At 43.4% G+C, this 24097-nt stretch carries 24 protein-coding genes; 20 read left to right on the top strand and 4 right to left on the bottom strand.

From position 1 onward, the window contains the following. Nucleotides 1-8 precede the first annotated feature (8 nt). From ACPYIV_RS06450 to ACPYIV_RS06390, 13 genes are all read left to right on the top strand, one after another. Nucleotides 9-299, top strand: a complete 291-nt coding sequence (locus ACPYIV_RS06450) for an HU family DNA-binding protein (RefSeq protein ID WP_005642933.1) — start codon at nt 9-11, stop codon at nt 297-299. Further along, nucleotides 292-1602, top strand: coding sequence for an HU family DNA-binding protein (locus ACPYIV_RS06445; RefSeq protein WP_425886171.1), 1311 nt, complete (start codon nt 292-294; stop codon nt 1600-1602). The genes ACPYIV_RS06450 and ACPYIV_RS06445 overlap by 8 nt, the downstream gene beginning before the upstream one ends. Before the next feature lie 156 nt (nt 1603-1758). Next, nucleotides 1759-2754 (top strand): AAA family ATPase, encoded by a 996-nt coding sequence (locus ACPYIV_RS06440; RefSeq protein WP_293733353.1) that lies wholly within the window; start codon nt 1759-1761, stop codon nt 2752-2754. A gap of 3 nt (nt 2755-2757) precedes the next feature. Then, nucleotides 2758-3627, top strand: coding sequence for a DUF58 domain-containing protein (locus ACPYIV_RS06435; RefSeq protein WP_301704173.1), 870 nt, complete (start codon nt 2758-2760; stop codon nt 3625-3627). Nucleotides 3628-3636: 9 nt separating this feature from the next. Continuing rightward, a complete protein-coding gene (locus ACPYIV_RS06430; protein WP_293733354.1) occupies nt 3637-4740 on the top strand; it encodes a hypothetical protein in 1104 nt (367 codons plus the stop codon). Nucleotide 4741: 1 nt separating this feature from the next. Further along, nucleotides 4742-5728 carry a vWA domain-containing protein gene (locus ACPYIV_RS06425; RefSeq protein ID WP_008149537.1) on the top strand — a complete coding sequence of 329 codons (987 nt, stop codon included), beginning with the start codon at nt 4742-4744 and terminating at the stop codon, nt 5726-5728. A 13-nt stretch (nt 5729-5741) separates the two neighbouring features. After that, a complete protein-coding gene (locus ACPYIV_RS06420; protein ID WP_293740946.1) occupies nt 5742-6761 on the top strand; it encodes a VWA domain-containing protein in 1020 nt (339 codons plus the stop codon). A gap of 13 nt (nt 6762-6774) precedes the next feature. Further along, the gene (locus tag ACPYIV_RS06415; RefSeq protein WP_293733379.1) at nt 6775-7521 is read left to right on the top strand and encodes a tetratricopeptide repeat protein; all 747 of its coding nucleotides are present in this window, start codon (nt 6775-6777) and stop codon (nt 7519-7521) included. Nucleotides 7522-7563: 42 nt separating this feature from the next. Next, a complete protein-coding gene (locus ACPYIV_RS06410) occupies nt 7564-9375 on the top strand; it encodes a BatD family protein (RefSeq protein WP_293733356.1) in 1812 nt (603 codons plus the stop codon). 4 nt (nt 9376-9379) lie between these two features. Next, complete coding sequence (locus tag ACPYIV_RS06405; protein WP_301704176.1) at nt 9380-10147, top strand: tetratricopeptide repeat protein; 768 nt, start codon at nt 9380-9382, stop codon at nt 10145-10147. Between the two features lie 75 nt (nt 10148-10222). Further along, nucleotides 10223-10915 (top strand): phosphatase PAP2 family protein, encoded by a 693-nt coding sequence (locus ACPYIV_RS06400; RefSeq protein WP_425886170.1) that lies wholly within the window; start codon nt 10223-10225, stop codon nt 10913-10915. Between the two features lie 114 nt (nt 10916-11029). Beyond that, nucleotides 11030-11305, top strand: a complete 276-nt coding sequence (locus tag ACPYIV_RS06395; protein WP_293733359.1) for a DNA-binding protein — start codon at nt 11030-11032, stop codon at nt 11303-11305. A gap of 115 nt (nt 11306-11420) precedes the next feature. Continuing rightward, a complete protein-coding gene (locus ACPYIV_RS06390; protein ID WP_293733360.1) occupies nt 11421-12536 on the top strand; it encodes a universal stress protein in 1116 nt (371 codons plus the stop codon). Between the two features lie 54 nt (nt 12537-12590). On the opposite strand, the gene ACPYIV_RS06385 is transcribed toward ACPYIV_RS06390, so the two are convergent. The 3 genes from ACPYIV_RS06385 to ACPYIV_RS06375 form a co-directional block, all read right to left on the bottom strand. Beyond that, complete coding sequence (locus ACPYIV_RS06385) at nt 12591-12830, bottom strand: winged helix-turn-helix domain-containing protein (protein ID WP_293733361.1); 240 nt, start codon at nt 12828-12830, stop codon at nt 12591-12593. 58 nt (nt 12831-12888) lie between these two features. Beyond that, entirely contained in the window at nt 12889-13041 is a 153-nt protein-coding gene (locus ACPYIV_RS06380; RefSeq protein ID WP_425886502.1) for a hypothetical protein, read from the bottom strand. A 205-nt stretch (nt 13042-13246) separates the two neighbouring features. After that, nucleotides 13247-14440, bottom strand: a complete 1194-nt coding sequence (locus tag ACPYIV_RS06375) for a glycosyltransferase family 2 protein (protein WP_301705277.1) — start codon at nt 14438-14440, stop codon at nt 13247-13249. 195 nt (nt 14441-14635) lie between these two features. Here ACPYIV_RS06375 and ACPYIV_RS06370 point away from each other — a divergent pair, with 195 nt between their 5' ends. The 7 genes from ACPYIV_RS06370 to ACPYIV_RS06340 are packed head-to-tail and all read left to right on the top strand — an operon-like array spanning nt 14636 to nt 23061. Continuing rightward, nucleotides 14636-15574: a UDP-glucuronic acid decarboxylase family protein gene (locus tag ACPYIV_RS06370; protein ID WP_293733363.1), complete on the top strand. Its 939-nt coding sequence runs from the start codon at nt 14636-14638 to the stop codon at nt 15572-15574. Between the two features lie 10 nt (nt 15575-15584). Continuing rightward, nucleotides 15585-16748, top strand: coding sequence for a glycosyltransferase family 2 protein (locus ACPYIV_RS06365; RefSeq protein WP_293740071.1), 1164 nt, complete (start codon nt 15585-15587; stop codon nt 16746-16748). Between the two features lie 12 nt (nt 16749-16760). Next, nucleotides 16761-18560 (top strand): asparagine synthetase B family protein, encoded by a 1800-nt coding sequence (locus tag ACPYIV_RS06360; protein WP_425886169.1) that lies wholly within the window; start codon nt 16761-16763, stop codon nt 18558-18560. A gap of 19 nt (nt 18561-18579) precedes the next feature. Next, a complete protein-coding gene (locus tag ACPYIV_RS06355; RefSeq protein WP_425886168.1) occupies nt 18580-19617 on the top strand; it encodes a glycosyltransferase family 2 protein in 1038 nt (345 codons plus the stop codon). After that, entirely contained in the window at nt 19599-20669 is a 1071-nt protein-coding gene (locus tag ACPYIV_RS06350) for a glycosyltransferase family 2 protein (protein WP_301705273.1), read from the top strand. Before ACPYIV_RS06355 ends, ACPYIV_RS06350 begins: the two co-directional genes overlap by 19 nt. A gap of 29 nt (nt 20670-20698) precedes the next feature. Beyond that, nucleotides 20699-22255 (top strand): lipopolysaccharide biosynthesis protein, encoded by a 1557-nt coding sequence (locus ACPYIV_RS06345; RefSeq protein ID WP_425886167.1) that lies wholly within the window; start codon nt 20699-20701, stop codon nt 22253-22255. Beyond that, the gene (locus ACPYIV_RS06340) at nt 22255-23061 is read left to right on the top strand and encodes a glycosyltransferase family 2 protein (RefSeq protein ID WP_425886166.1); all 807 of its coding nucleotides are present in this window, start codon (nt 22255-22257) and stop codon (nt 23059-23061) included. The genes ACPYIV_RS06345 and ACPYIV_RS06340 overlap by 1 nt, the downstream gene beginning before the upstream one ends. Nucleotides 23062-23075: 14 nt before the next feature. On the opposite strand, the gene ACPYIV_RS06335 is transcribed toward ACPYIV_RS06340, so the two are convergent. Then, nucleotides 23076-24095: an acyltransferase family protein gene (locus ACPYIV_RS06335; protein WP_425886165.1), complete on the bottom strand. Its 1020-nt coding sequence runs from the start codon at nt 24093-24095 to the stop codon at nt 23076-23078. Nucleotides 24096-24097: the final 2 nt, after the last annotated feature.

The following is a 24097-nucleotide window of genomic DNA, read 5'->3' as shown; positions in this document are numbered from 1 at the left end:
ATGCGGATATGAAAAATAAGGAACTGGTTACTGAACTTGCCGCCCGCATGGGCTGGACTGCGCAGGAAGTCGCTGAAACGCTTTCTGTACTGAGTTCTGTCGTCAGTTCGCGTCTGGTAGACAACGACACCATCTACTTGCAGGGCTTCGGTCAGTTCGAGGTGAAAAAGAAAGCGGAACGGATCTCGGTCAATCCTTCAAACGGCAAACGGTATTTAGTCCCTCCCAAGCTCGTCCCGGTGTTTAAACCCGGAACGACTGTCAAGAATAAACTAAAAGAATTAGGAGACCATGAATAACCGGCTGACAATACAGGATTTAGCCGCTCTGTTGGCCGAATATACAGGTAAGGACAAGAATAGTACCGAGCGCTTTCTGAGGGAGTTCATAGCGGTCGTGTCGAAAGGTGTCTATACGGATAAACTGGTAAAGGTCAAAGGTCTCGGTACTTTTAAAATCATTCCGGTGGAGAAGCGTGAGAGCATCCATGTGAATACGGGTGAACGTTTTGTAATCCCGGAACATTACAAGTTTTCCTTTCTGCCGGATAAGGAGTTGCGGGAGCTTGTCAACAGGCCGTTCTCTTTTTTTGAAACGACCGAACTGGGCGAGAATGTCGATTTTACCGATATGGATGTCGTACCCGGCGAACCTGAAGAAAAGGAGGTGGAAGACGAATCGGTAGAAGAGGTTATGCCTGAAGAGAAGCCCCAACCACAGGAAGAGGCGATTCTTGATGAACCGGAGATCTCGGAAACGGTTGAAGAAATCCCGGAAGTACCTGAAGATGCTTCGGAAGAAACGTCTGAAGAGATTCCAGAAGAAATATCAAAAGAGACATATGATAAAATAATGGAAGGAGTCCCTGAGACTTTGGGAATCCTCGGTTTTTCAACAGAGACGCCTGAAGCATCTGAAATCCCAAAAGCGCCGGAAGTCAGTCAGCCAGGATATTCCATGAAGGATGATCAAATTGCCGGCTCTTCGGAAACAAACGTAGGTGTGGATATGTCTCGGAATAAACTGAAGTTGATCATTTGGGTAGTCGTTATTTTTCTGGCTTGTTTCGGTATCTGTTTGTCCTTGAATATCTTTTTCTTTTCTAAAGAAGACAAGGAAATGCTTGCTTTAAAGAAGAAAGTGGCTGTTTGGAAGAACGATACTGTTACGGGAGACTCTGCTTCTTTAACCGAAGATACGGTTGTGATGACGGAAGATGTCGGGCTTTCCATGCAAGATACGCTCCCTTTGTCAGAAGATCCGGTTCCTCTAAAAGCGGAAGAGCCAGTGACGGCTGCACGTGCCGATACTCCGGATACGTCGACAAAGCCGAAAACTGCTTCGCCTAAAGTTATTGCCCGTGTCAAGATCGAGCCGGGAAGCCGTCTGACGCTGATCTCGTTGAAATATTACGGGAGCAAATTGTTCTGGGTATATCTGTATGAATATAATAAAGCCATCATTAAAGACCCGAATAACGTGCCTATCGGCACTGTGATCGAGGTGCCTGCACCGGAAATGTATGGCATCGACCGTCGTGACCGCTCTTCCGTCGAAAAAGCTGCTGCCCGGCAGACTGAGATACTGAGTGGTAAACAGTAACGAAAACTCTCCCTTTTAAGTAAAATAAAACAAAATAGTTCTGCGCAGGTTAGTATTATTTAACTGCGAAAGTGCAGCATACGAATTTAACATTTCTAATTTTGTGCATCTTAAAAAAGCAAGTAAAAATAGTAATAATATAATTGAAGAAAATCTATGAGTCAGACAGTAGACATTCGTGAGTTGAACGAGCGAATTGAAAGTAAAAGTTCGTTTGTGAACATGATTACGATGGGTATGGACCAGGTAATTGTTGGACAGAAACATTTGGTTGAATCATTATTGATCGGTCTGCTTTCAGATGGCCATATCCTGCTGGAAGGTGTGCCGGGATTGGCAAAGACATTGGCTATTAAGACACTGGCATCATTGATCGATGCGAAATACAGCCGTATTCAGTTCACGCCGGACTTGCTGCCGGCCGACGTAATCGGAACGATGATATATAGTCAGAAAAGCGAAGAATTCCAAGTCAAACAAGGTCCCGTCTTCGCTAATTTTGTATTGGCGGATGAAATCAACCGTGCTCCGGCAAAGGTGCAGAGCGCCCTTCTGGAAGCGATGCAGGAACGCCAGGTGACAATCAGCGAAAATACATACAAGTTGCCGTCTCCTTTTTTAGTAATGGCGACCCAGAACCCGATCGAGCAGGAAGGAACCTATCCGCTGCCTGAAGCACAGGTAGACCGTTTCATGCTGAAGGTCATCATCAACTATCCGAAGAAAGAAGAGGAAAAGCTGATTATCCGTCAGAATATCTCCGGAGTGAAGCCGGACATCAAACCGATCCTGACGAAAGATGAGATCCTCGAAGCCCGCAAGGTGGTCCGTGAGGTTTATCTGGACGAAAAGATCGAACGCTATATCGTAGATATCGTGTTTGCTACCCGCTTCCCGCAGGAACATGGTTTGGCAAATCTGTCTAATATGATCTCCTTCGGCGCCTCTCCGCGTGCATCCATCAATTTGGCATTAGCTGCCCGTGCGTATGCCTTTATCAAACGCAGAGGGTATGTGATCCCTGAAGATATCCGTGCCGTATGCCACGACGTGATGCGTCACCGTATCGGTTTGAGCTACGAAGCGGAAGCCAATAACCTGACATCCGAAGAGGTGATCAGCGAAATTCTGAACAAAGTCGAAGTACCTTAAATAATGGAAACAAGTGAACTATTAAAGAAAGTTCGACGGATTGAGATAAAGACTCGTGGCTTGTCCCGCAATATTTTTGCAGGACAATACCATTCTGCGTTCAAAGGACGTGGTATGGCGTTCAGCGAAGTGCGCGAGTATCAATACGGAGATGATATCCGCGATATCGACTGGAACGTGACCGCCCGTTACGTCCGCCCTTATGTGAAGGTGTTTGAGGAAGAACGGGAACTGACGGTGATGTTGCTGATCGACGTGTCGGGGAGTAGGGACTTTGGTTCTGTGAATGTAATGAAGAAAGAAATCATTACGGAGATCGCAGCGACACTGGCTTTCTCGGCCATCCAGAACAACGACAAGATCGGCGTGGTGTTCTTCTCCGACAAGATAGAGAAGTTTATTCCTCCCCAGAAAGGGAAGAAACATATCTTGTATATCATTCGCGAACTGATCGACTTTCAGCCGGATAAAAAGCAGACCAATATTGCACAGGCATTGAAATATCTGACCAATGCGATCAAGAAGCGTTGTACGGCTTTCTTGATCTCCGACTTTATCGACAAGGACGGTTTCAAGGATGCCTTGACCATCGCCAACCGTAAGCATGACGTGGTCGCCATACAGGTGTACGATCGCCGCGAGACGGAACTTCCGGCTGTAGGGTTGATGAAGATCAAGGATGCGGAGACCGGGCAGGAGCGCTGGATAGACAGCTCGTCCGCTCGTGTACGCGCCGCCTACAAGGAATGGTGGGATCGCCGGCAGGCTGCCATGAGCGATTCGTTCAAGAAATGTCGTGTCGATTCGGTTTCCGTCCGTACGGAAGATGATTATGTGAAAGCATTGATTGCTCTTTTTGACAAACGTAATTAAAGCAAACAAATGAAATTAATAAAGAAAAGCATTCTGTTACTTGCACTCGCCGGGGGGACGTTCCTGTCCGGTGGGAAAGCGTATGCGCAGCAGACACTCGTTGACGTCCGTGTCGATTCTGCCGCCATACTGATCGGAGAGCAGACTGTTTTACATTTGACGGTAACGACAGACAAAGATAAAGCCGTTCAGCTCGTCATCCCTCGCGACACGTTGATGGCAGGTGTGGAGGTGCTGGAAATTCCGAAAGCGGATTCCACGTTGATCGAAAACGATCGCCTGCTGATCAAGCAGGACTTGCTGGTAACCTCTTTCGACTCTTCCCTTTATCTGCTGCCCCCGTTCATGGTGATCGACGGGGCGGATACCGTTTACTCCAACCAGGTGGCCTTGAAGGTGTCGACAGTCCCTGTCAATGCTGACAAACCGGAGGAGTTTTACGATATAAAAAGCGTCTGGAAGCCGCCTTTTGTATTGGCCGATTATTATCCTTGGATATTTGGCGTGTTGCTGACTCTGTTCCTGATCTGTGTGGTTGCCTACGTGATCAAACGTATGCGTAACCGTCAATCCATCATGCCGTTCAAGAAGCCGGAACCGAAACTTCCGCCTCACGAACAGGCGATCAAGGAACTCGACGAGATCAAGCAGCAGAAACTCTGGCAACAGGGGCGTAGCAAGGAGTATTATACATTGATTACGGATACGTTGCGCCGTTATATTGTGGATCGTTTCGGTATCAATGCGATGGAAATGACTTCCGGCGAGATACTCGATATCATCCGCAAGCAGCAGGAGGCGGCTTCTGTCTATGAAAGCCTGAAACAGATCATGCAGCTGGCTGATTTCGTGAAGTTCGCGAAGATGAATCCGCTGCCTGATGAAAACGATTTGAGTTTGATGAACGCTTATCTGTTCATCAACCAGACGAAGGTGGAAATCGTCGAGCCGGAACAGGATTCTCCGTCTCATCAAGACGTAGGGCATCGTCTCGACGAGACGCAGGACGTCGTCTCGGCTGAACGCAGCGCATCGTCTCGACTGAACGCAGGGCACCGTCTCGATGAGAAGCAAACCGATTCAAAGAATGATTCAAATATAAGTAAAGAATAAGATGATATTTGCAAATCCTACATATCTGTATTTGTTATTATTGCTGATCCCGATGATCGGATGGTACGTCTACAAACTGAGCAAGAATCAGGCAAGTTTGCAGGTATCGTCTACAGAAGGTTTCGATGCTCCGGGGGCAAGCTCCTGGAAAGTCTGGCTCAGGCATGTCCCTTTCATCTTGCGTATGGCGGCGGTAGCTGTCCTGATCGTGATATTGGCGCGTCCGCAGTCGACCAACAGTTGGCAGAATTCTTCGACCGAAGGTATCGACATCGTGCTGGCAATGGATATTTCGACCAGTATGATGGCGCAGGACTTGAAACCGAACCGTCTGGAAGCATCCAAAGATGTGGCGTCCGCCTTTATCAACGGTCGTCCGAACGATAATATCGGGTTGGTCGTATTTGCGGCGGAGAGTTTCACGCAATGTCCGTTGACGACCGACCATACGGTCCTGCTGAACCTCTTCAAGGATGTCCAGCCGGGTATAATCCAGGATGGGACGGCGATCGGTCTGGGGTTGGCAAATGCAGTCAGCCGTATCAAGGACAGTCAGGCCAAGTCGAAGGTTATTATCCTGTTGACGGATGGTGTGAACAACCAGGGCGAGATCGCTCCGGTGACGGCTGCCGAGATTGCCAAGACGTTCGGCGTACGTGTTTATACGATCGGCGTCGGAACGCAGGGCAAGGCGCCTTATCCGTTCCAGACCGCTTTCGGTGTCCAGTATATGGATGTCGATGTGGAGATCGACGAACCGACTCTGAAACAGATCGCTGCCACGACCGGCGGGCAGTATTTCCGTGCGACGGACAACGCCAGTCTGAAGGAGATCTATTCGGAAATCGACAAGATGGAGAAGACGAAGATCAGCGTGCAGGAATACAGTAAAAAGCAGGAAGAGTACAAGAATTGGGCGATCCTGTTGTTCTCGCTGTTGCTGGTCGAGATATTATTGAGAAATACATTGTTAAGAAATATACCGTAAATATAAAAGGCTTATGTTTCGTTTTGCACATCCGGACTTTTTATACTTGCTCTTCTTGCTTCCCGTACTGGTTGCATTCTATGTGTATGCAATCGTCTTGAAGAAGAAGGCAATAAAGAAATATGGTAATCCTGAATTGTTGGCAGAGTTGATGCCGGAGGTTTCTCCCAAGCGTCAGCATCTGAAGTTTTGGCTGTTGTTCGGAGCCATTACGATGGTTATCATAGTTATGGCCGGGCCACAGTTCGGTTCCAAACTGGAGACAGTGAAGCGTCAGGGAGTGGAGATCATGGTTTGTCTGGACGTATCCAATTCGATGTTGGCGGAAGATGTTTCGCCCGATCGTCTGTCCAAAGCCAAACAGATGTTATCCAAGTTGACCGACGGCTTTTCGAATGATAAGGTCGGACTGATCGTTTTTGCGGGAGATGCTTTCACGCAGCTTCCCATCACTTCTGATTATGTCTCGGCCAAGATGTTCCTTTCTTCCATCAACCCGTCGATGGTGTCGACACAAGGTACGGCGATCGGTTCGGCTATCAACCTTGCCGTCCGTTCCTTTACGCCGAGCGAGACCTCGGACAAGGCGATTATACTGATTACCGATGGTGAGAACCACGAAGACGATGCCGTGAAAGCAGCTGCCGCAGCAGCAGAAAAAGGCATTCATGTAAACATTGTCGGCATGGGCGACCCGAAAGGTTCCCCGATCCCTGTGGATGGCAGCAACAACTACATGAAGGACAAGGAAGGAAATGTCGTGATCACGAAACTGAATGAAGAGATGTGCCAGGAGATTGCGGCTGCCGGTCACGGAACGTATGTCCGTGCCGACAACACCAATTCTGCACTTCGTGCACTTCAAAAAGAGATCGATAAAATGAATAAATCGGAACTGGACAGCAAGGTCTATTCGGAATATGACGAACGTTTCCAGACGTTTGCCTGGATCGCGCTGATTCTGCTTTTGGTGGATTTCATGACGCTGGACCGCAAGAACCGTATATTCAGAAAAGTAAAATTATTCTCTTAATGCTATGGATAAGATGAAACGTATGCGAAAATCGATTATATGGATGGCGGCATTTATGTTCTGCTCTGGAGCCGTGTTTGCCCAGAAGGCGGAACGTAAGAATGTGCGGGAGGGAAATAAACTTTATGAGGCGGAAAAGTTTACCGAGGCGGAAATCGCTTACCGGAAAAGCCTGGAAGTGAACCCCCGTTCGTCCGAAGGAACTTATAATTTAGGAAACGCCCTGTACAAGCAAAAGAAATTCCCTGAAGCAGCCGAGCAGTACCAGTTGATAGCCGGACAGGGAGAGAAGATGGTCGAAACCCCCGAAGGCAAAGCCCGCTTGGCGGAGATTTACCATAATGTCGGAAATATTGGCATGCAGAATAAAGAGTATGCCAAAAGTGTCGAAGCCTACAAACAATCTTTGCGCCTGAATCCGAAAGACGATGAAACGCGTTATAATTTGGCTTTGGCACAAAAATTGTTGCAGGATCAACAGAATCAGCAGAATGAAGATCAAAATCAGGATCAGAACGAGGACAAGAAAGAAGATCAGGATAAACAGGATCAACAGCAGCAGAATCAGGATCAGCAACAAGATGACAAGAAGCAGGATAAGACTCAGGAACAACAGCAGGAACAACAAGAGCAGATGAGCAAGGACAACGCCCAACAGATGTTGGATGCCTTCCTGCAAGATGAAAAAGACACTCAGGAAAAGGTGAAGAAAGCGCAGGCTCAACAGCAACAGCGCCGTCGGACAGATAAAGAGTGGTAATTGGGAAATTGAGAATTAGGAATTAAAAATTAAAGATAGATAATGAGGAAATTAGTTTTCTTATTTATTCTCTTGGCAACTTTCGGAGTAGTGACCCGGGCGGCAGATGTGACGTTCAAGGCTTCTGCTCCGGAAGCTGTCGTTATGGGAGAAACATTCAGATTGTCGTACACGGTGAATGCGGAAGGCAAGGATATACGTGTACCGGAAATTCCGGACTTCGAGGTGTTGATAGGCCCATCGACTTCCACGAATATGAGTACCCAGATCATTAACGGTAAAATGACAACCGAAACGTCATTGACGTTTACCTATATCCTCCAACCGAAGAAAGAGGGTACTTTCAATATCGCACCGGCAACGATCAAGGTGAAGGGAGCCAATTACACATCCAACGCATTAGTGGTAAAAGTGCTTCCTCCCGATAAGGCGGATGAAGCCACAAAGGGTGGTTCGACCGGTAGCGGAATCAGTAAGGACGATGCTTTCCTGACAATTGATGTTTCCAAGCGAAATGTGTATGAGCAGGAAGGTATTTTGGTTACGTTTAAATTATTTGTAAGAAAAGACATTGCTGGCATCGATCAACCCAAGTTCCCCGAATTTACTGGCTTCCTTGCCCAAGAGGTAGAGTTACCGCAAAATAAGCAGTTGGTAATGGAAAACTATAAGGGAAAGAACTATGGAACTGCCATAATAAAGCAAACCGTATTATATCCGCAGCGTTCAGGTAAAATCACGATTCCTTCCGGGAAGTTGGACCTGGTTTTACGTGTACCGGGACCTGCCAAACAGAGAAGTAGTGTCTTTGACGACTTCTTCGGTTCGTCTTCTTATATAGATGTGAAAAAAGAACTGACTACTCCTCCCGTGACAATCGATGTGAAACCATTGCCATCCGGTAAACCTGCCTCTTTCTCCGGTGCGGTGGGTAATTTCACTATGACATCGAGTATCAGTTCCAATAACGTAAAAACGGATGATGCCGTTACCGTGAAGGTTCAGATCTCGGGCAATGGGAATATTAAGCTGGTAAAGAATCCGGAAGTGGCTTTCCCGAACGATTTCGATGTCTACGATCCGAAAGTGGAGGTCGATATCAAGACTACTACAGCAGGTTCTTCCGGAACGAAGACAATCGAATACATGGCCATCCCCCGTTATGCAGGTGATTTCGAAATTCCGGCTATCGCTTTCTCTTATTTCGATACAAAGTCAGATTCTTATAAGACGATTACATCTGAACCGTACAAACTGCATGTAGAGCAGGGTAAGGGGGGAGGGACATCTCCTGTCGTTTCTAACTTCAGTAATAAGGAAAGCGTTAAGTATCTGGGTAAGGATATCCGTTATCTGAAAGTGAATAACGTTCATTTTGTTCCGAACAATGAGTTATTCTTCGGTTCATTCATGTACTATATGTGCTATCTGATCCCCGCAATCCTGTTTATCGTCTTCTTCTTCATCTATCGCAAACAGGTGAAAGAGAACTCCAACCTGGCCTTGGTTCGTACGAAGAAAGCCAATAAGATGGCAGTAAGACGTCTGAAAAACGCCGGTAAACTGATGAAGGAAAACAAGAAAGAAGAATTCTATGACGAAGTACTCCGTGCTTTGTGGGGCTACCTGAGCGACAAGTTGAGTATCCCGCAGGCCAACCTGACAAAGGATAATGTCGAAGCGGAACTGGCGAAATATGGTGTGGACGACGCTTTGATCAAAGAATTTATGGATATCCTGAACACTTGCGAATTTGCCCGCTATGCTCCGGCACAGGCTTCGGATGCGATGGATAAGTTATATGAACTGACAGTGGATGCCATCGGCAAGATGGAAAATACAATTAAAAAGTAACGCGATGAAGATGAATATAAATATGAAAAAGATCGTATTCTTCCTCTTAGTTCAATTCGTTGCCTTAGGAGCATTTGCTCAGGAGGCAGCGATCAAAGAAGCGGAAGCTGCCTATACGAAAGAAGACTATGGCAAGGCTATCGAACTGTATGAAGGGCTTCTGAAAAGTCATGGCGAATCGGCAGAAATCTACTATAACTTAGGGAATGCCTATTATAAGGAAAACAAAATTGCTCCGGCTATCTTGAACTACGAGCGCGCTTTGCTGCTCGATCCGGGAGACGGGGATATCCGTTTCAACTTGCAGTTGGCTCGCCAGAAGTCGGTGGATAAGATCGAGCCGGTAGGCGATTTCTTCCTGCACCGGTGGTTCGACAAGGTTCAGAATATGGGAGCAGCCGATTCATGGGCGCAGGCCGGCATCGTTTGTTTTATCCTGTTTATCGGATGCCTGATCTTGTTCTTCTTCTCCAAATGGGTGCATTTGAAAAAGATCGGCTTTTATCTGGGACTGGTATTCCTGATACTGGTAATCTTCTCCAATATATTTGCCAGCAACCAGAAGAACGAGTTGGTAAACCGGAAAAGCGCCATTGTATTTGCCCCGACGGTTACGGTGAAAAGTTCTCCTGATGCAAGCGGAACTGACCTGTTTATCCTGCATGAAGGAACAAAAGTTTCCATCAAAAGCAAGTTGGGAGACTGGAATGAAATAGAAATGGAAGATGGAAATGTAGGATGGATGCCGAGCAAAGACATTGAACTCATTTAAAATTTATGATTTATGATTTATCATCGACGCATAAATCATAAATCATAAATCACAAATCATAAATCTCCTTTTTCAATGATTGAAAAAATACTAATCTATGAACGCGATGCGTTCTTCGCACTCAACGGCAGCGACTCTGCTTTTCTGGATCGTTTCATGTGGATCTTTACAGGAAAGGCAGTTTGGCTGCCGTTAGCCGTTCTTATCCTGTTGGTGCTGATCTACAAAAAAAACTGGCGCGAATCCCTGCTGATCTTGTTGGCAATCGTACTGGTGATTACTTTATGCGACCAGTTTGCTTCCCATATCTGTAAACCGATATTCACCCGTTTCCGTCCGACTCATCATCCTGATTTTATGGATCAGGTCAGAACGGTCTTCGGATACCGGGGAGGGCTATACGGTTTTATCTCCAGCCATGCTGCGAATGCTTTCGGCTTTGCGACCCTCATGGCGCTCATTATGCGGGATAAACTGTTCGGCTGGACGATCTTTTTCTGGGCGGCTCTTACGGCTTATACGCGGGTTTACCTCGGCGTCCATTTTATCTCGGACATCGTACCGGGGGCAATTTCGGGTGTGTTCTTTGGTTATATAGTCTACAAACTCTATTCTTTCAGCCGTTCAAAGCTATTGCCTGTGGCGATGAATTCCGGTGAACCGCCGTATTCGAAGAAGCGTATTCGTCTCATTGCCTATGCTATATATGTGACGATACTGGTTATAATCATTTTTAATGTACCGTTGGCCGCTTGCCTGCAAAAGTGATACATGTCGTAAAGCATGTTTATTTTATCGGAATAATTTTGTTGCTGTTATTTATAATGCCTAAGTTAGTGGCACAAATTTAAACAAAGTATTAATCTTCAAAATAAGGAAGCCATGACAAAAACTATTACATTTAATGAACTTCGCAGACTGAAAGACAGACTGCCTGACGGTAGTACTCATCGTATAGCTGATGAATTAGGAATCTCTGTAGAGACTGTTCGTAATTATTTCGGTGGGCATAATTTTAAAGATGGAAAGAGTTGTGGAATACATATTGAACCGGGACCTGACGGAGGTCTGGTAGTATTGGACGACACCACAATATTTGAACGTGCTTTGCAGATACTTGCTGAAAACGAAGAAGTATCGGAAGCACAGCAGGCGTAAAGAAATTTATTATTACAAAGAAATCCCATAGCTGAATCTGAAAAGACGCTATGGGATTTTTTTTTACTCAACATTTAGTGATTTCCGATTGTTTAATTTATAAAAACACACGAGTATGGAAGATAAATTAGTAACGTTAGCGATTCACACATTCGAGAAAGCTCAGATTCTCAAGACGATGCTTGAAACAGAGGGAATTGAAGTCTACATACATAATGTAAACCAAATTCAACCGGTAGTTTCGGCTGGTGTACGTGTGCGAATTAAAGAAAGCGATCTGCCTCATGCTTTGCGTATCATCGAAGACAGCAAATGGCTCAGCGAAGATACCGGGCAAGAGGAAAAAGCCCGTCCTCAGGAAAAGAAGATATTGATACCGATAGACTTTTCCGACTACTCAATTAAAGCATGTGAATTGGGAATCAATTACGCTCATAAAGTCGGAGCTGAAGTGATGATCATGCACGCCTATTTCAGCCCTTATTTCCCGTCCGCTATCCCTATGGGCGACACGCTGGCCTATCAGGTGAACGAGGAAGAGACGGCACAGAATGTCCTGAAGCGTGTCCAGATCGACATGGAAAATATCTGCACGCTGATCAACCGCAAGGTGCAGTCGGGCGAACTTCCCAAGGTGAAATACAATTATGTCCTGCGCGAAGGTTTGCCGGAAGAAGAGATCATCGCTTACAGCAAGGAATACCATCCGTCGTTGATCGTGATGGGTACTCGTGGAAAGAGCCAGAAAGACATGGATCTGATCGGTAGCGTCACGGGGGAAGTGATCGAGGTGAATAAGGTTCCCGTCCTGGCCATTCCTGAAAACGTGCCTTTTGAAGATTTGAGCGAAGCTAAGAACATTGCTTTTGCCACCTCCTTCAACCAGCGCGACCTGGTTGCTTTCGATGAGTTTATGGAAATCATCAAACCGTACGATGCCCATATCCACCTGTTCAATATTTCGACCAGCAAGGACGAATGGAATGAAATACGCCTGACGGGTGTCAACGAGTATTTCAAGAAGCAATACCCGGATGCCCATATCACACATACCGTTCTGGCCGATGGCGACCTGCTGTTGGCTATTGAAAAGTTTGTGCGGGACGAACATATCGACGTGATCGCCCTAAGCACCTACCGCCGGAATATCCTGGCCCGCATGTTCAATCCTTCGATTGCCCGAAAGATGCTGTTCCATACCGACACGCCGTTGTTGGTGATGCATGCATGAGTAAAGTTTTTAATAAATTATGGCCTGGTGATAACTTCACCGGGCCTTTTCTTTTTATAGCTGATCCTGTAAGGAAGTATTTGTTAACAGCAGGATGCTGCTAAGTACTAATAAATTGTCTTTCCTCTTGATAATGATGTTGTTCTCTCTTGCCAACCAGCCGACGGCTGCTGCGGTATCTTCGAAGCTAAGTTCGAGTTTCCGGCTAAGCTCGACCGTCGTGATCTCTTTTATGTCTTTCAAAGCATGCCATACTTTTCCTGCATTTGTACCTATGTTGTCTAATTCTGTCATGATATTAAATATTTATTTGTAAGACTTCTATATATAAATAACAATCCTGAATCAGATTTTATGCCGGACCGGACGAAAAAAATAGAAAAGAAATAGTTTCTGCAAAATGAACCGGCAAGGGAGTCTCTTGTACAAACGCGTCGAATTTGGCGAAGCGTTCGAAGACGTGTGAGAGGTTTTCTTTATCGATTCCTTTTCCTGTGTCGGTCACATAAAAACAGATTTCCTTTTCGTCCACCTCGTATCCTATGGTTATGGAGCCTTCGGAAGTGGATGTGGGTTACTTTTCCGGAGCCGTCCTTAATACCGATGGCATACACTTCGTGCCATTCGTTACCTCCGTTGAGATTCACTTCGTCCTGATGTAAATCGTGTTGCTACTTCCAGATAATAAGTGCCTTTAGTTCTGTTTTTAATTAAAGAGTAGACGGACCTCTTTTAGCCTTGCTCCAAGCTCCGTTTCCTTTGTTCTTATTCAGATAAAAGAATCCCCGTATTACATTTATATTCATAAAGATGAAATAGTAAGGGACGAACAGCAGTTTATTCCTCAGGTTACGTCGCTCCATCCGGTAACCGGCGTAGGCGGCTATATAAAACACGAGTTGCAGGAACAACAATCCTATATAAAATGGACTGCCGGACAAAGCCAGGACAAGATTCACGGGCAGCAGCAGGAACAGCATCAACGGGGTAAGCGTCCAACGCAGCACCCGGTGACTGACATATTGGAAACTAAGCGTGCCATAGCGGAAAATATTGAACAGGCTCCTCAGCCGCCAGACCGATTGCAGACCACCGGCTGCTATCCGTATCTTCCGTTTTTCCTCTTCTTTCATATTCAAAGAAGCGGTTTCAGTGGCATAGGCAGTTTTGCAATAGGCTATCTTATATCCCTGGGACGCAATGCGGAGGGAGAGGATAAAGTCGTCGAGCAGGGTGTCCGGCGGCATCTGCTCGAACAGACGTGTTTGTATGGCGAACAGTTCGCCTGCCGCGCCGACGGCCGAATAAAGACGGTCGTCTAAGTTTTTCAGCGCCGACTCGTATTTCCAGTAGATCCCTTCCCCGGCAGTTGCTCCCTGTGCAGATTGGGTATCGACCCTCTTTTCGCCTGCCACGCAACCGACTTCAGGGTCCGAAAAACAACGGACGATCTCTTTTATGGCATCCCTATTCAGCATCGTGTTGGCATCCGTAAAAACGACATAAGGGGTTGTGACGTATTGCATCCCCCGGTTCAGGGCAGCAGTTTTGCCCTTCCGTTCGGGATTAAACAAAACCGTAACGTCTTTATATTCCGCCAGTCTCTCATTTGTATGGTCGTTCGATCCGTCCGTTACCCAGACGATATGCAGTTTGCCGGCAGGATAGGAGAGGGCACGGCAGTTCTCCATCTTTTTGCTGATAATGTCTTCTTCATTGTATGCAGCAATGAAAAGCGTAACGTCAGGCAACGGTTCGGGCAGGACGAGCGCTACTCTTTTCTTGAATAATTCCTTTATGCGAACCAATGCGTATAGTAGAATGCCATATCCTATATATGTATAAAAGACGATGAACAAGCCAAACCAGAGTAGAAAGCCAAAAAGAGGGTATATTTGTTCCATACTGTTTTCATAAATTAAATTATTCTAACTGCGCAAATGTAATTATTTTTTCTTTCCTTCGCTATAAATGCTGTGACTGATATTTTAAATATGCTATAATAATCAATATATTTCTGGATTTATCAAGAAATAAATTATTACATTTGCCCATTGTTAAGTATTTGAATATAAATAAACAAATTCTAAGGGTAAAATATGAAATCGATATTGGTGACTGGGGGAGCTGGATTTATAGGATCTCATTTGTGTAAACGATTGTTAAGGGAAGGAAACCGGGTGATTTGCCTGGATAACTATTTTACAGGTTCTGAAAGTTTAGTCCATGAACTACTTGAAAATCATCATTTCCAGTTGGTCGAGCATGATGTGACCGTTCCGTATAAGACAACATCGGTTATCGATGAAATCTATAACTTGGCGTGTCCGGCCTCACCGATTCATTACCAGTATGATCCGATAAAGACGATTAAAACTTCTATTTTAGGTGCAATCAATATGTTGGAACTGGCCGAGGTGCATAATGCCCGTATCCTCCAAGCTTCTACGAGCGAAGTGTATGGCGACCCGTTTGTTCATCCGCAGCCGGAATACTATTGGGGAAATGTGAATACGATTGGCCTCCGCAGTTGCTATGACGAGGGGAAAAGGGCTTCCGAAACGCTTTTCATGGATTATCACCGACAGAAGGAGTTGAAGATTAAGATCATCCGTATTTTTAATACATATGGCCCGAATATGACGGTCAACGATGGCCGTGTCGTCTCTAATTTTATTGTCCAGGCTCTTAAGAACGAAGATATTACGGTTTATGGCAGTGGCCATCAAACCCGTAGTTTCCAGTATGTGGACGATCTGGTGGAAGGCATGACCCGTATGATGGCGACCGAGGATAGTTTCACGGGGCCAGTCAACCTCGGTAATCCGAATGAGTTTACGATGATAGAGTTGGCCGAACAAATCATCCGCCTTACCGATTCCCACTCTGAGATCGTTTTCTGTCCGTTGCCTTCCGACGATCCTAAACAACGTAAACCGGACATCACGCTTGCCCAGGAGAAACTCGACGGCTGGATTCCATCCGTGCCGCTTGAGGAAGGGTTGAAAAGGACTATTCAGTATTTTCAAAGTCTGTAAAGTAAAGAATATGATATTGCTAAAGGTATTGGAGATTATGCTGTTTGTGTGTTTCTCCTTCAACATACTTTATTTGCTTATTTTCAGCCTGGCTTCTTTGTATAAAAAGCGGAAGTCAGAGGGGGGAGAGTCTGCATCTTTCCGTCGCATTGCCATATTGATTCCTGCTTATAAAGAGGACCGGGTGATTATGGAATGTGTGGAATCCTGTTTGCAGCAGAATTATCCGTGCGACCACTACGATGTCGTTGTGATTTCTGACCAGATGGGGCCTGAAACGAACGAGAGGTTGGCAGCCTTGCCTGTGATCCTTGAAATGGTCCGTTTTGAAAACAGTACGAAGGCGAAAGCTCTGAATTTGGCACTGGGTCATTTAACGGGTTATGATATTGCCCTGATCCTGGATGCCGATAATACAATCGGTCCCGATTATCTTAACCAAATCAATGTTGTTCCCTTTGCCGGAAATATAGTCGGTTACCAGACGCACCGGACGGCCAAGAATAAGAACACGAGCCTGGCCTATCTGGATGCGGTAAGCGAAGAAATCAATAACAGCATTTTCCGCCAGGGGCATGTGAATATGGGGCTGTCAGCGGCTTTGATCGGCTCTGGCATGGCTTTCGATTTTGAGTTGATAAAAAAGGTGTTGTCCAATATTCAGGCAATTGGTGGTTTCGATCGTGCTTTGGAGCTTACTTTGTTTAAAGCCGGTAAACGTATCGATTATTTGCCGGATGCTTATGTACTGGATGAAAAGGTACAAAATCGTCGGGACTTTGCCCGTCAACGCAGGCGTTGGCTGTCGGCACAGTTTCATTACCTAAGGGAGTTTATAGGTGACATGCCGGGTGCCTTGATGAATAGGAATTGGGATTTTTGTGATAAGCTGTTCCAGCAAATGAGTATTCCTCGGTTGCTCCTGTTGGGAGAAACGTTTATCATAGCCTTGGTTATTACATGTATCTCCTGGCCGATGTCTTTGAAGTGGTGGGTCTTATTATGCTTACTGATAGTTTCTTTACTCTTGGCTGTTCCTAGAAGCTTGTATACAAGGCATCTATTTTTGGCTATTATAGAATTGCCGGAGACATTTTTTAGCATGTTCCTGAACCTTTTCCGCTTAAAGGGGGCTAACAAGAAGTTTATCCATACGGAACATGGGGTAAAATAATAAAGAAAGGATATGGATATGTTTGTCGGATCTTGGAATAGAGCGGGTGAACTCCCGGAAATGCCGCAGGTTGAGCCGGAAGAGGGTTTTGCTTATAAAGGAAATTGCCAGTGTTGTCAACGGAATAAAACATGTATCTGGTTTTTCGGGGAGCTATATAATAAAAAGGAATTAGGATATGGCTCGTCAGATGATGCGGAAACGTTTTTCTGCATATATGACCGGAAAGGAATCCAGGGGCTTGCCTGTTTGGATGGGGCTTTTACCTGTATAGTGAAAACTCCTGATTCGGTATTGATCGTTCGTGACCGGCATGGTTTGGCTGATCAGGTATATTATACGGATAGGTATTTTGCCTCTTCTCTCTCTCTTTTGAAATCGACAACAGGATTCGAGGCGACACCCAATTATCAGGCATTGAGTTCTTTCTTATTAATCGGTTATATCGTAACCCCTTTTTCAGCCTTTTCAAATGTGCGGAAATTAGGCGCAGGCGAAGTCTTAACATACAGAGACGGGCATTTAGAATCCAACACTTTGTTCCCAACGGATGCCGTAATTCCGGTTTTATCTCGGGAAAAGACATTGGATGCTTATGCCGAAGAATATGCCGCTTTACATGCCGGAGCAATAAGAAAGCGAATCGGTGAAAGTACGAATGTCGGCATTCTATTGAGTGGAGGATATGATTCCGGGTGTAACCTGGCTGCATTACGTTCACTCTATAATGGCGATATCCGTTCTTACTCGATCGGGTTTAAAGGAGACAACTGGACGGAACTGCCTTTGGCGCGATGTATGTCCGAAACATTCCGTACGATTCATTCCGAATATGAAATAGACGGGAGTGAGATAGAAGCTCTTCCTGATTTGGTCGAACAGTTGGGAGACCCTTTTGTGGAAGGCGGATTAATGGTGAATTATGCCGTTATGCGCTTGATAGGGCAGGATAAACCGGATGTGATATTGGGTGGTGATGGCAGTGATCAATATTTCGGAACCTCCGGACGTGAGGTCGCTTTGCATTATCTGATATCCCGTTTTGGGATGAAGCCTGTCGTGAATCTTTTATATAAAATACTGAGCCGGCCTGCTTTTGATAGAGATGCAACCCCTTATCGAATACGTTTTCATTTGGATAAGATATTGCATATTTTAGATGGGGATTTGTTTGGCTTTCCTGTGTTCCAGTTGGAGAAGTTGCTGAAAGACCATTCTTTTCTTCATTCTTCTTCGTTACTTCACCCCGATATGCGCAGTTTTGAGCATTTATACACCCAGCATACTTATAAGTGTGATATGGAAAAGATTATTAATCAGGTTATCCTGTTTAAGGCTTCTAAAATTGCAGATATGTTCGGCAATCGCCTTGTTTTTCCTTACATGGATCTGGATTTATATACGTTCCTGATGCAATTGCCGGTTTGCTATAAGTGTAAGGGTGATAATGTTTTCCGAATAGCCAAAGGGGAAACTACTGCTAAATATCTATTGAAATATCATTATAAACCCATGCTTCCGGAAGCGATCACCACAAAGAAAAAACAGGGAGGATTTGCCCCCATGCCAATCTTTTTCCGGGATAATAAACAGCGTGCGCGGATTGCCGACTATATCCTTAGCTCTTCCGTTGTTTCCGATTTTCTGAATAGAGACTATGTGGAGAAGTTTATAGTGGAGTACGATAAAGAATCGCATGAAACGGGTAATTGGTTCTGGTACAAACAGAATAGGGCTATACAATATTTCAATTTACTGGCTTTGTCCGTCTGGTGGGAGAAGTTTATCAAACAGGGCAATCAATTTGTCTAATCTTATTTGAGTAATAAAGATGAAAGTTTCTATCATCATACCTGTTTATAATGTCTCCAAGTATATTGAGCGTTGTTTAAAGTCTGCACTTGATCAGACTTGGAAAGATCTTGAGATTATCCTGGTCGATGACTGTACTCCTGATGATTCGATGGATATTGCCCGGAGTGTATTAGAGACTTCTTCCCGAAGTAATATGGTTACAATTCTGAAACATGAGAAAAACAGAGGCCTTTCGGCTGCCCGGAATACTGGTATCCGGCAGGCTAAGGGCGATTATCTTTACTTCCTGGACAGTGACGACTATTTACCCGTAAATAGTATCGAGTTGTTAGCGGATGCAGCGATCCGCCATAATGTTGACTTTGTAATCGGTAATTATGAAATAACAGGTTCTCCTCGCTGGACACCTCCTTTGTTGCTGGATTCATGTTTATTAGCTAATAACGAGGATATATTGTCCGCTTATTCTAAAGATAAATGGTATGTTATGGCTTGGAATAAGTTGGTAAGGAAGTCATTTGTAAACGATAGTACCCTCTTTTTTCAAGAAGGGATTATACATGAAGATGATCTATGGTCTTTTATGTTGGCTTGCAAAGCCCGGAAGGCTTATTGTGTGAATCAGACGACTTATTATTATACGATTCAGGCAGATTCCATAATGGGTAAGCCCTCAATGCGCACGCTGGAATGCAGGGTGAAAATAGTTGGATATTTATATGATTACATAAATTTGTATCCGGAATTAAAAAAGAATCCCCATGTTTATATCTTGTTTGAGTCTTTAAAAGCCAAATATTTTGATAGGATCCTCTATTTTTCAAGAGATAAAGATTTTCAATATGCTGCATATGATTCATTCCGTACGCTAACTTATATTTCTCCCGTAAAAGCATTACTCGTTTTTAATCCTGGCGTTAAACTTTGTTTTTGTAATATTCATAAGCTACTTCCTAAAAAACTGGGCTTTGTATATTTTAAAGCATTTGTATATGTGTCGTATAAATTATTAATAGTATCTATAAAACTAAGGCAATGGAGCGGTCGGGAATAAACGGGACACAGAGGTGTAAGATTTCAGTTATCGTACCTGTATATAAAGCGGAAGAGACTCTGTCTAAATGTATAAGTAGCATTTTAGAACAGTCTTTTCCGGATTTCGAATTGTTATTAATAGATGATGGGAGTCCCGATGATTCAGGTCTTATTTGTGAAGAGTGGGGTGGTAAAGACAAACGAATCCGTGTTTTTCATCAACAAAATACCGGTGTCAGCGCTGCCCGTAATAAGGGATTAGTTGAAGCTACCGGCCTGTATGTTTGTTTTGTGGATTCGGACGATTGGATAAAAACTGATTATTTGAAAGATTTATATGATGCCTTATTACCAGATAATAGTAAGTCGGGATTAATTATACATGGCTTTGCCGAATGTTCTCCTGATGGCCGGGTAATTTCGGAAACCAAATTGCAAGATAAAATCTTGTATGAAAAACAATTTGCCGAAGCCTTTATTCAGGATGATATATGCAGATTAGGGTATATATGCTCTAAATTGTACCGGAAAGATTTGATCGACAAGCATGATATTACTTTTAATACAGAAGTAGCATGTTGCGAAGATTTACTCTTTATGCTGGAGTATTTATTGCATTGCGACTATATCGTATATGGTAAATGTGCTCATTATATTTATATTAAATACAGTACTTCATTATCTATCCGGGTGAATCCTTTTGAATCGGAATACATCTGTTTCTTGCAATATATATCATTGGCAGAGCAGATAAAGCATAAATATGATTTATCGTCTGAGGAAATGGAGGCAGTCTATTGTTCTTTGATGATTTGCTTCCGTAGAGCTTTGAAGACTGATTACCTACCTGGAAACTCTATTCTCAGAAAGGCAAGGCTAAAACACTTGAGACAGCTGGTAGATACACGTCTGGAAATCATACGTTTCTATTATCGCCCGGTATATAAAATAGATCTGCTTGGAAAATACCTGTTATTGCATCGTATGTTTTATTTGTATGATTTACTGATGATAACGGTCTTCTTCTTGGGTATACGATCTGTTTTTTTAAGCCCTAAAATAGTTCTCTAATTAACTATTCTATTCCATGAGATGAAATTATGAATGAATCCCGTTCCTACAAAAGTTTATTGAACGCCCAGATTGGTCTGATCTTTTATTTGGTCACACTGGCTTTATCCTTTATTTCTAGGAAAATATTTTTGGATAATCTTGGGGTAGAATTTATTGGATTAACCGGGACGTTGACTAATATTCTTGGTTTTCTCAACTTGGCAGAATTCGGAATAGGTTCTGCTATTAGTTTCTTTCTTTACAAACCGTTGCAAATTGCCGATCGTGGCCGGATTTCGGAACTTATTTCTATGTTCGGATATGTATACCGCAGAATTGGCTGGATGATTGGGACGGGAGGGATTGTGGTCAGTCTGTTTTTCCCATTGATTTTCAAACAGACACCGATGGAGTTCGGTATTATTTACTTTGTCTTTTATTGCTATCTTGGTTCGTCACTGATCGGCTACTTTATCAACTACCGCCAGGTATTGTTAACTGCTGATCAAAAGAACTATATTGTCACTGCTTATTTCCAAACGATCGGTATAGTCAAAACACTGGTACAAATCTTTTTGGCCTGGTATTTTAAAAATCTTTTTGTCTGGATCAGTATCGAGTTCTTGTTTAGTATAATCAGTTGTTTGATCCTGAACTGGAAAATAGACAAAGAATATCCTTGGTTAAAGAATAATCTTTCTAATGGTAAACAACTGCTGAAGAAAAATCCCGAATTATTTACATATACCAAGCAAATATTTATTCATAAAATCAAAGACTTCTTACTGAATAGAAGTGACGAAATCATGATCTTCGCTTTTGTTTCTCTGAAAATGGTTGCATATTACGGAAACTATACCCTCATTATCACAAAAATAAATCAAATCATCTCCACCGCTTTTGACAACGTCAGTGCTGGTGTTGGACAATTGGTTGCCGAAGGAGAGCAGCGGAAGATTATGAAGGTATTTTGGGAACTTACAGCTATTCGTTATTTCATAGCAGGGGTAGTCGTTTTTGGTCTTTATCATCTGTTAGCACCCTTCATTACTCTTTGGCTGGGATCGGAATATTTACTTGGTCGGAGTGTACTTACCCTTTTGATGATCACTGTTTTTATCATGCAAACACGGGGAGTGGTAGATACTTTTAATCATGCACATGGTTTATATGCCGATGTCTGGACCGCTTGGGTGGAAGGTTTTGTAAATCTGGCGGTCACTATCACTGCAGCTTATTATTTGGGTATAGCAGGAGTATTAATCGGTAAAATAGCCAGCATCTTGCCGATTATTGTTTTTTGGAAACCTTATTATTTGTTTTCAACCGGCTTTAAGCTTCCTGTTAAAGTCTATTGGAAACAAACGATCCGTTATTATTTTTTGTTTGCAGTTTGTTTTTTTCTCTTTACCCTGTTAAGCCGGTGGGTTCCTTTCGAGCCAGAGAGAAATTTTGGAAATTTGATCGGATATGCTTGTTTAACGGTCGTTCCTTTTACTTTCTGCTATTTCTTCTTATTACTGTTTGGTGCTACAGGAATGAAAGATTTTTTAGGTAGGTTTTTCCAGCTTGTACGGACATTAAAAAATAAATTCTACAGATAATGAAAAAAGTATCAGTTATCACAATTAACTACAATAATGCAGAAGGTTTGAAAAGAACGCTCGAAAGTCTTTTTGTTCAAACTTTTACCGATTATGAATCAATTGTAATTGATGGTGGATCAACCGACGGAAGCCGAGAGGTGATCGAAGGATTTGCCGACCGGATTACCTATTGGGTGTCGGAACCAGACGGAGGTATTTATCCCGCAATGAACAAAGGCATTCGTCAAGCTACAGGTATTTATTATAATTTTATGAATTCGGGCGACCTTTTTGAAGATTCGACGGTTTTGGAAAATATATTCGCTTCCGATCCGGCCGAAGATATTTTGTTTGGAAAATATGCCAGTGACCGCCATCCGCAAGGGATTGCCTATCCAACTCCTATCACGATGTTGACTTTGTACAAAACACATCCGAACCATCAGGCATCTTTTTTGAAGCGGACACTGTTTGAAGATCATTTGTATGACGAAACTTATCGGATCGCCTCTGATTGGAAATTTTTTATAGAATGCCTGATTTTCCGCCAATGTAGCTATGTGCATCTTGATGTAATCGTTGCTCGGTACGACCAGACAGGAATCAGTAGCGTGAACCGGAAATTGTATGAAAAGGAACGGGAACAAATACTTCATTCACTATTACCTGATAGAATCTATGCCGATTACATCTATTTAGGAGATGCCGATTCCTCCCTTCTCAAGCTCACTCCCTATTTCAATAGGACAAGGGGATTCCAGCGGTTAATTTATGGAATTACTTATGCTTTGATACGGTTTCGCTTACTTTTTGTCAGGAAGTAGAAAATCTTTTCTATTTATTTGTGTGGCACAGTCCCTAAAAAGAGCATACTTGAAATTTTCCACTTCTTACACACTTTTTCGACCAAAATAGGACAGAAAGTAGCAATACATCCTGCAAAAATAAATATAAGGAATTCGTTTTGTATGCCTATGCGTGAAAGGATAATACGACCTCCGGATGTACCAAAGCCATGATATAGATAGATTGTATATGCATATTGGGCTAACCAGATAAAAAAACGATTGTTTAGTTTTAAATTGACCAAAAATGAGGAAGAAAGAATACCTATTATGATTGATAAATGAAATTTGGTATAAAATGTTGTTAGGTGTGGATAGAAGAAATTCATTTGTTGCAAACCTATTCCTATAATGAGACCTGCTAAATATATTTTGAGCATTACTGGACTTGATAGTTTTTCTCTAAACCTGACAATACCTACACCGGTAAGGAAGAAAGGCGATAAGTAGAGCGCATTTTTAAATGCAAAATAATTAGGAACGGATCTTGGAATTATACCTGTTAATTCAGAATAACATAATAGGTAGGCTACAATCATAAAAATACACCAGCCGAATATGGTATTCAGATACTTTTTTATGTCACAGAAAGCTATACCGATAAAAACAAGGAAAAGGGCAGGTAAATACCAGTATATACTATAAGGAAATATGTATATTTCCCATATATTGGATAATGCCATTTTGTTGTTTGTTCCGGGAATGAGATATTGGAGCAGGAAATATAAGGAACCGACAAATATCATAGGGAATAGTAGACGTCTGACCTTTTTCTTTAGAAAAATAGATATATTATCTGATTTTACAGGATGTAAAGCATATACCCAACCTGAGATAACTGTGAAGAGAGGCATTCGAATATTGACAAAAAGATCGTATAGATACCTGAAGAAGGAATCGTTGGTAACTTTCATTCCTCCTTCCGATGTAGAGCCAATAACATGTCCCAACACAACAAGTAAAATAGCAATTCCACGTAAAGTCTCTATGTGGCAGAATTTTTGTTTTATCATAA

This window comes from Parabacteroides vesiculifaciens, from assembly GCF_049860805.1.
Lineage (GTDB): Bacteria > Bacteroidota > Bacteroidia > Bacteroidales > Tannerellaceae > Parabacteroides.
This window is presented reverse-complemented; position numbering and strand designations above follow the sequence as displayed.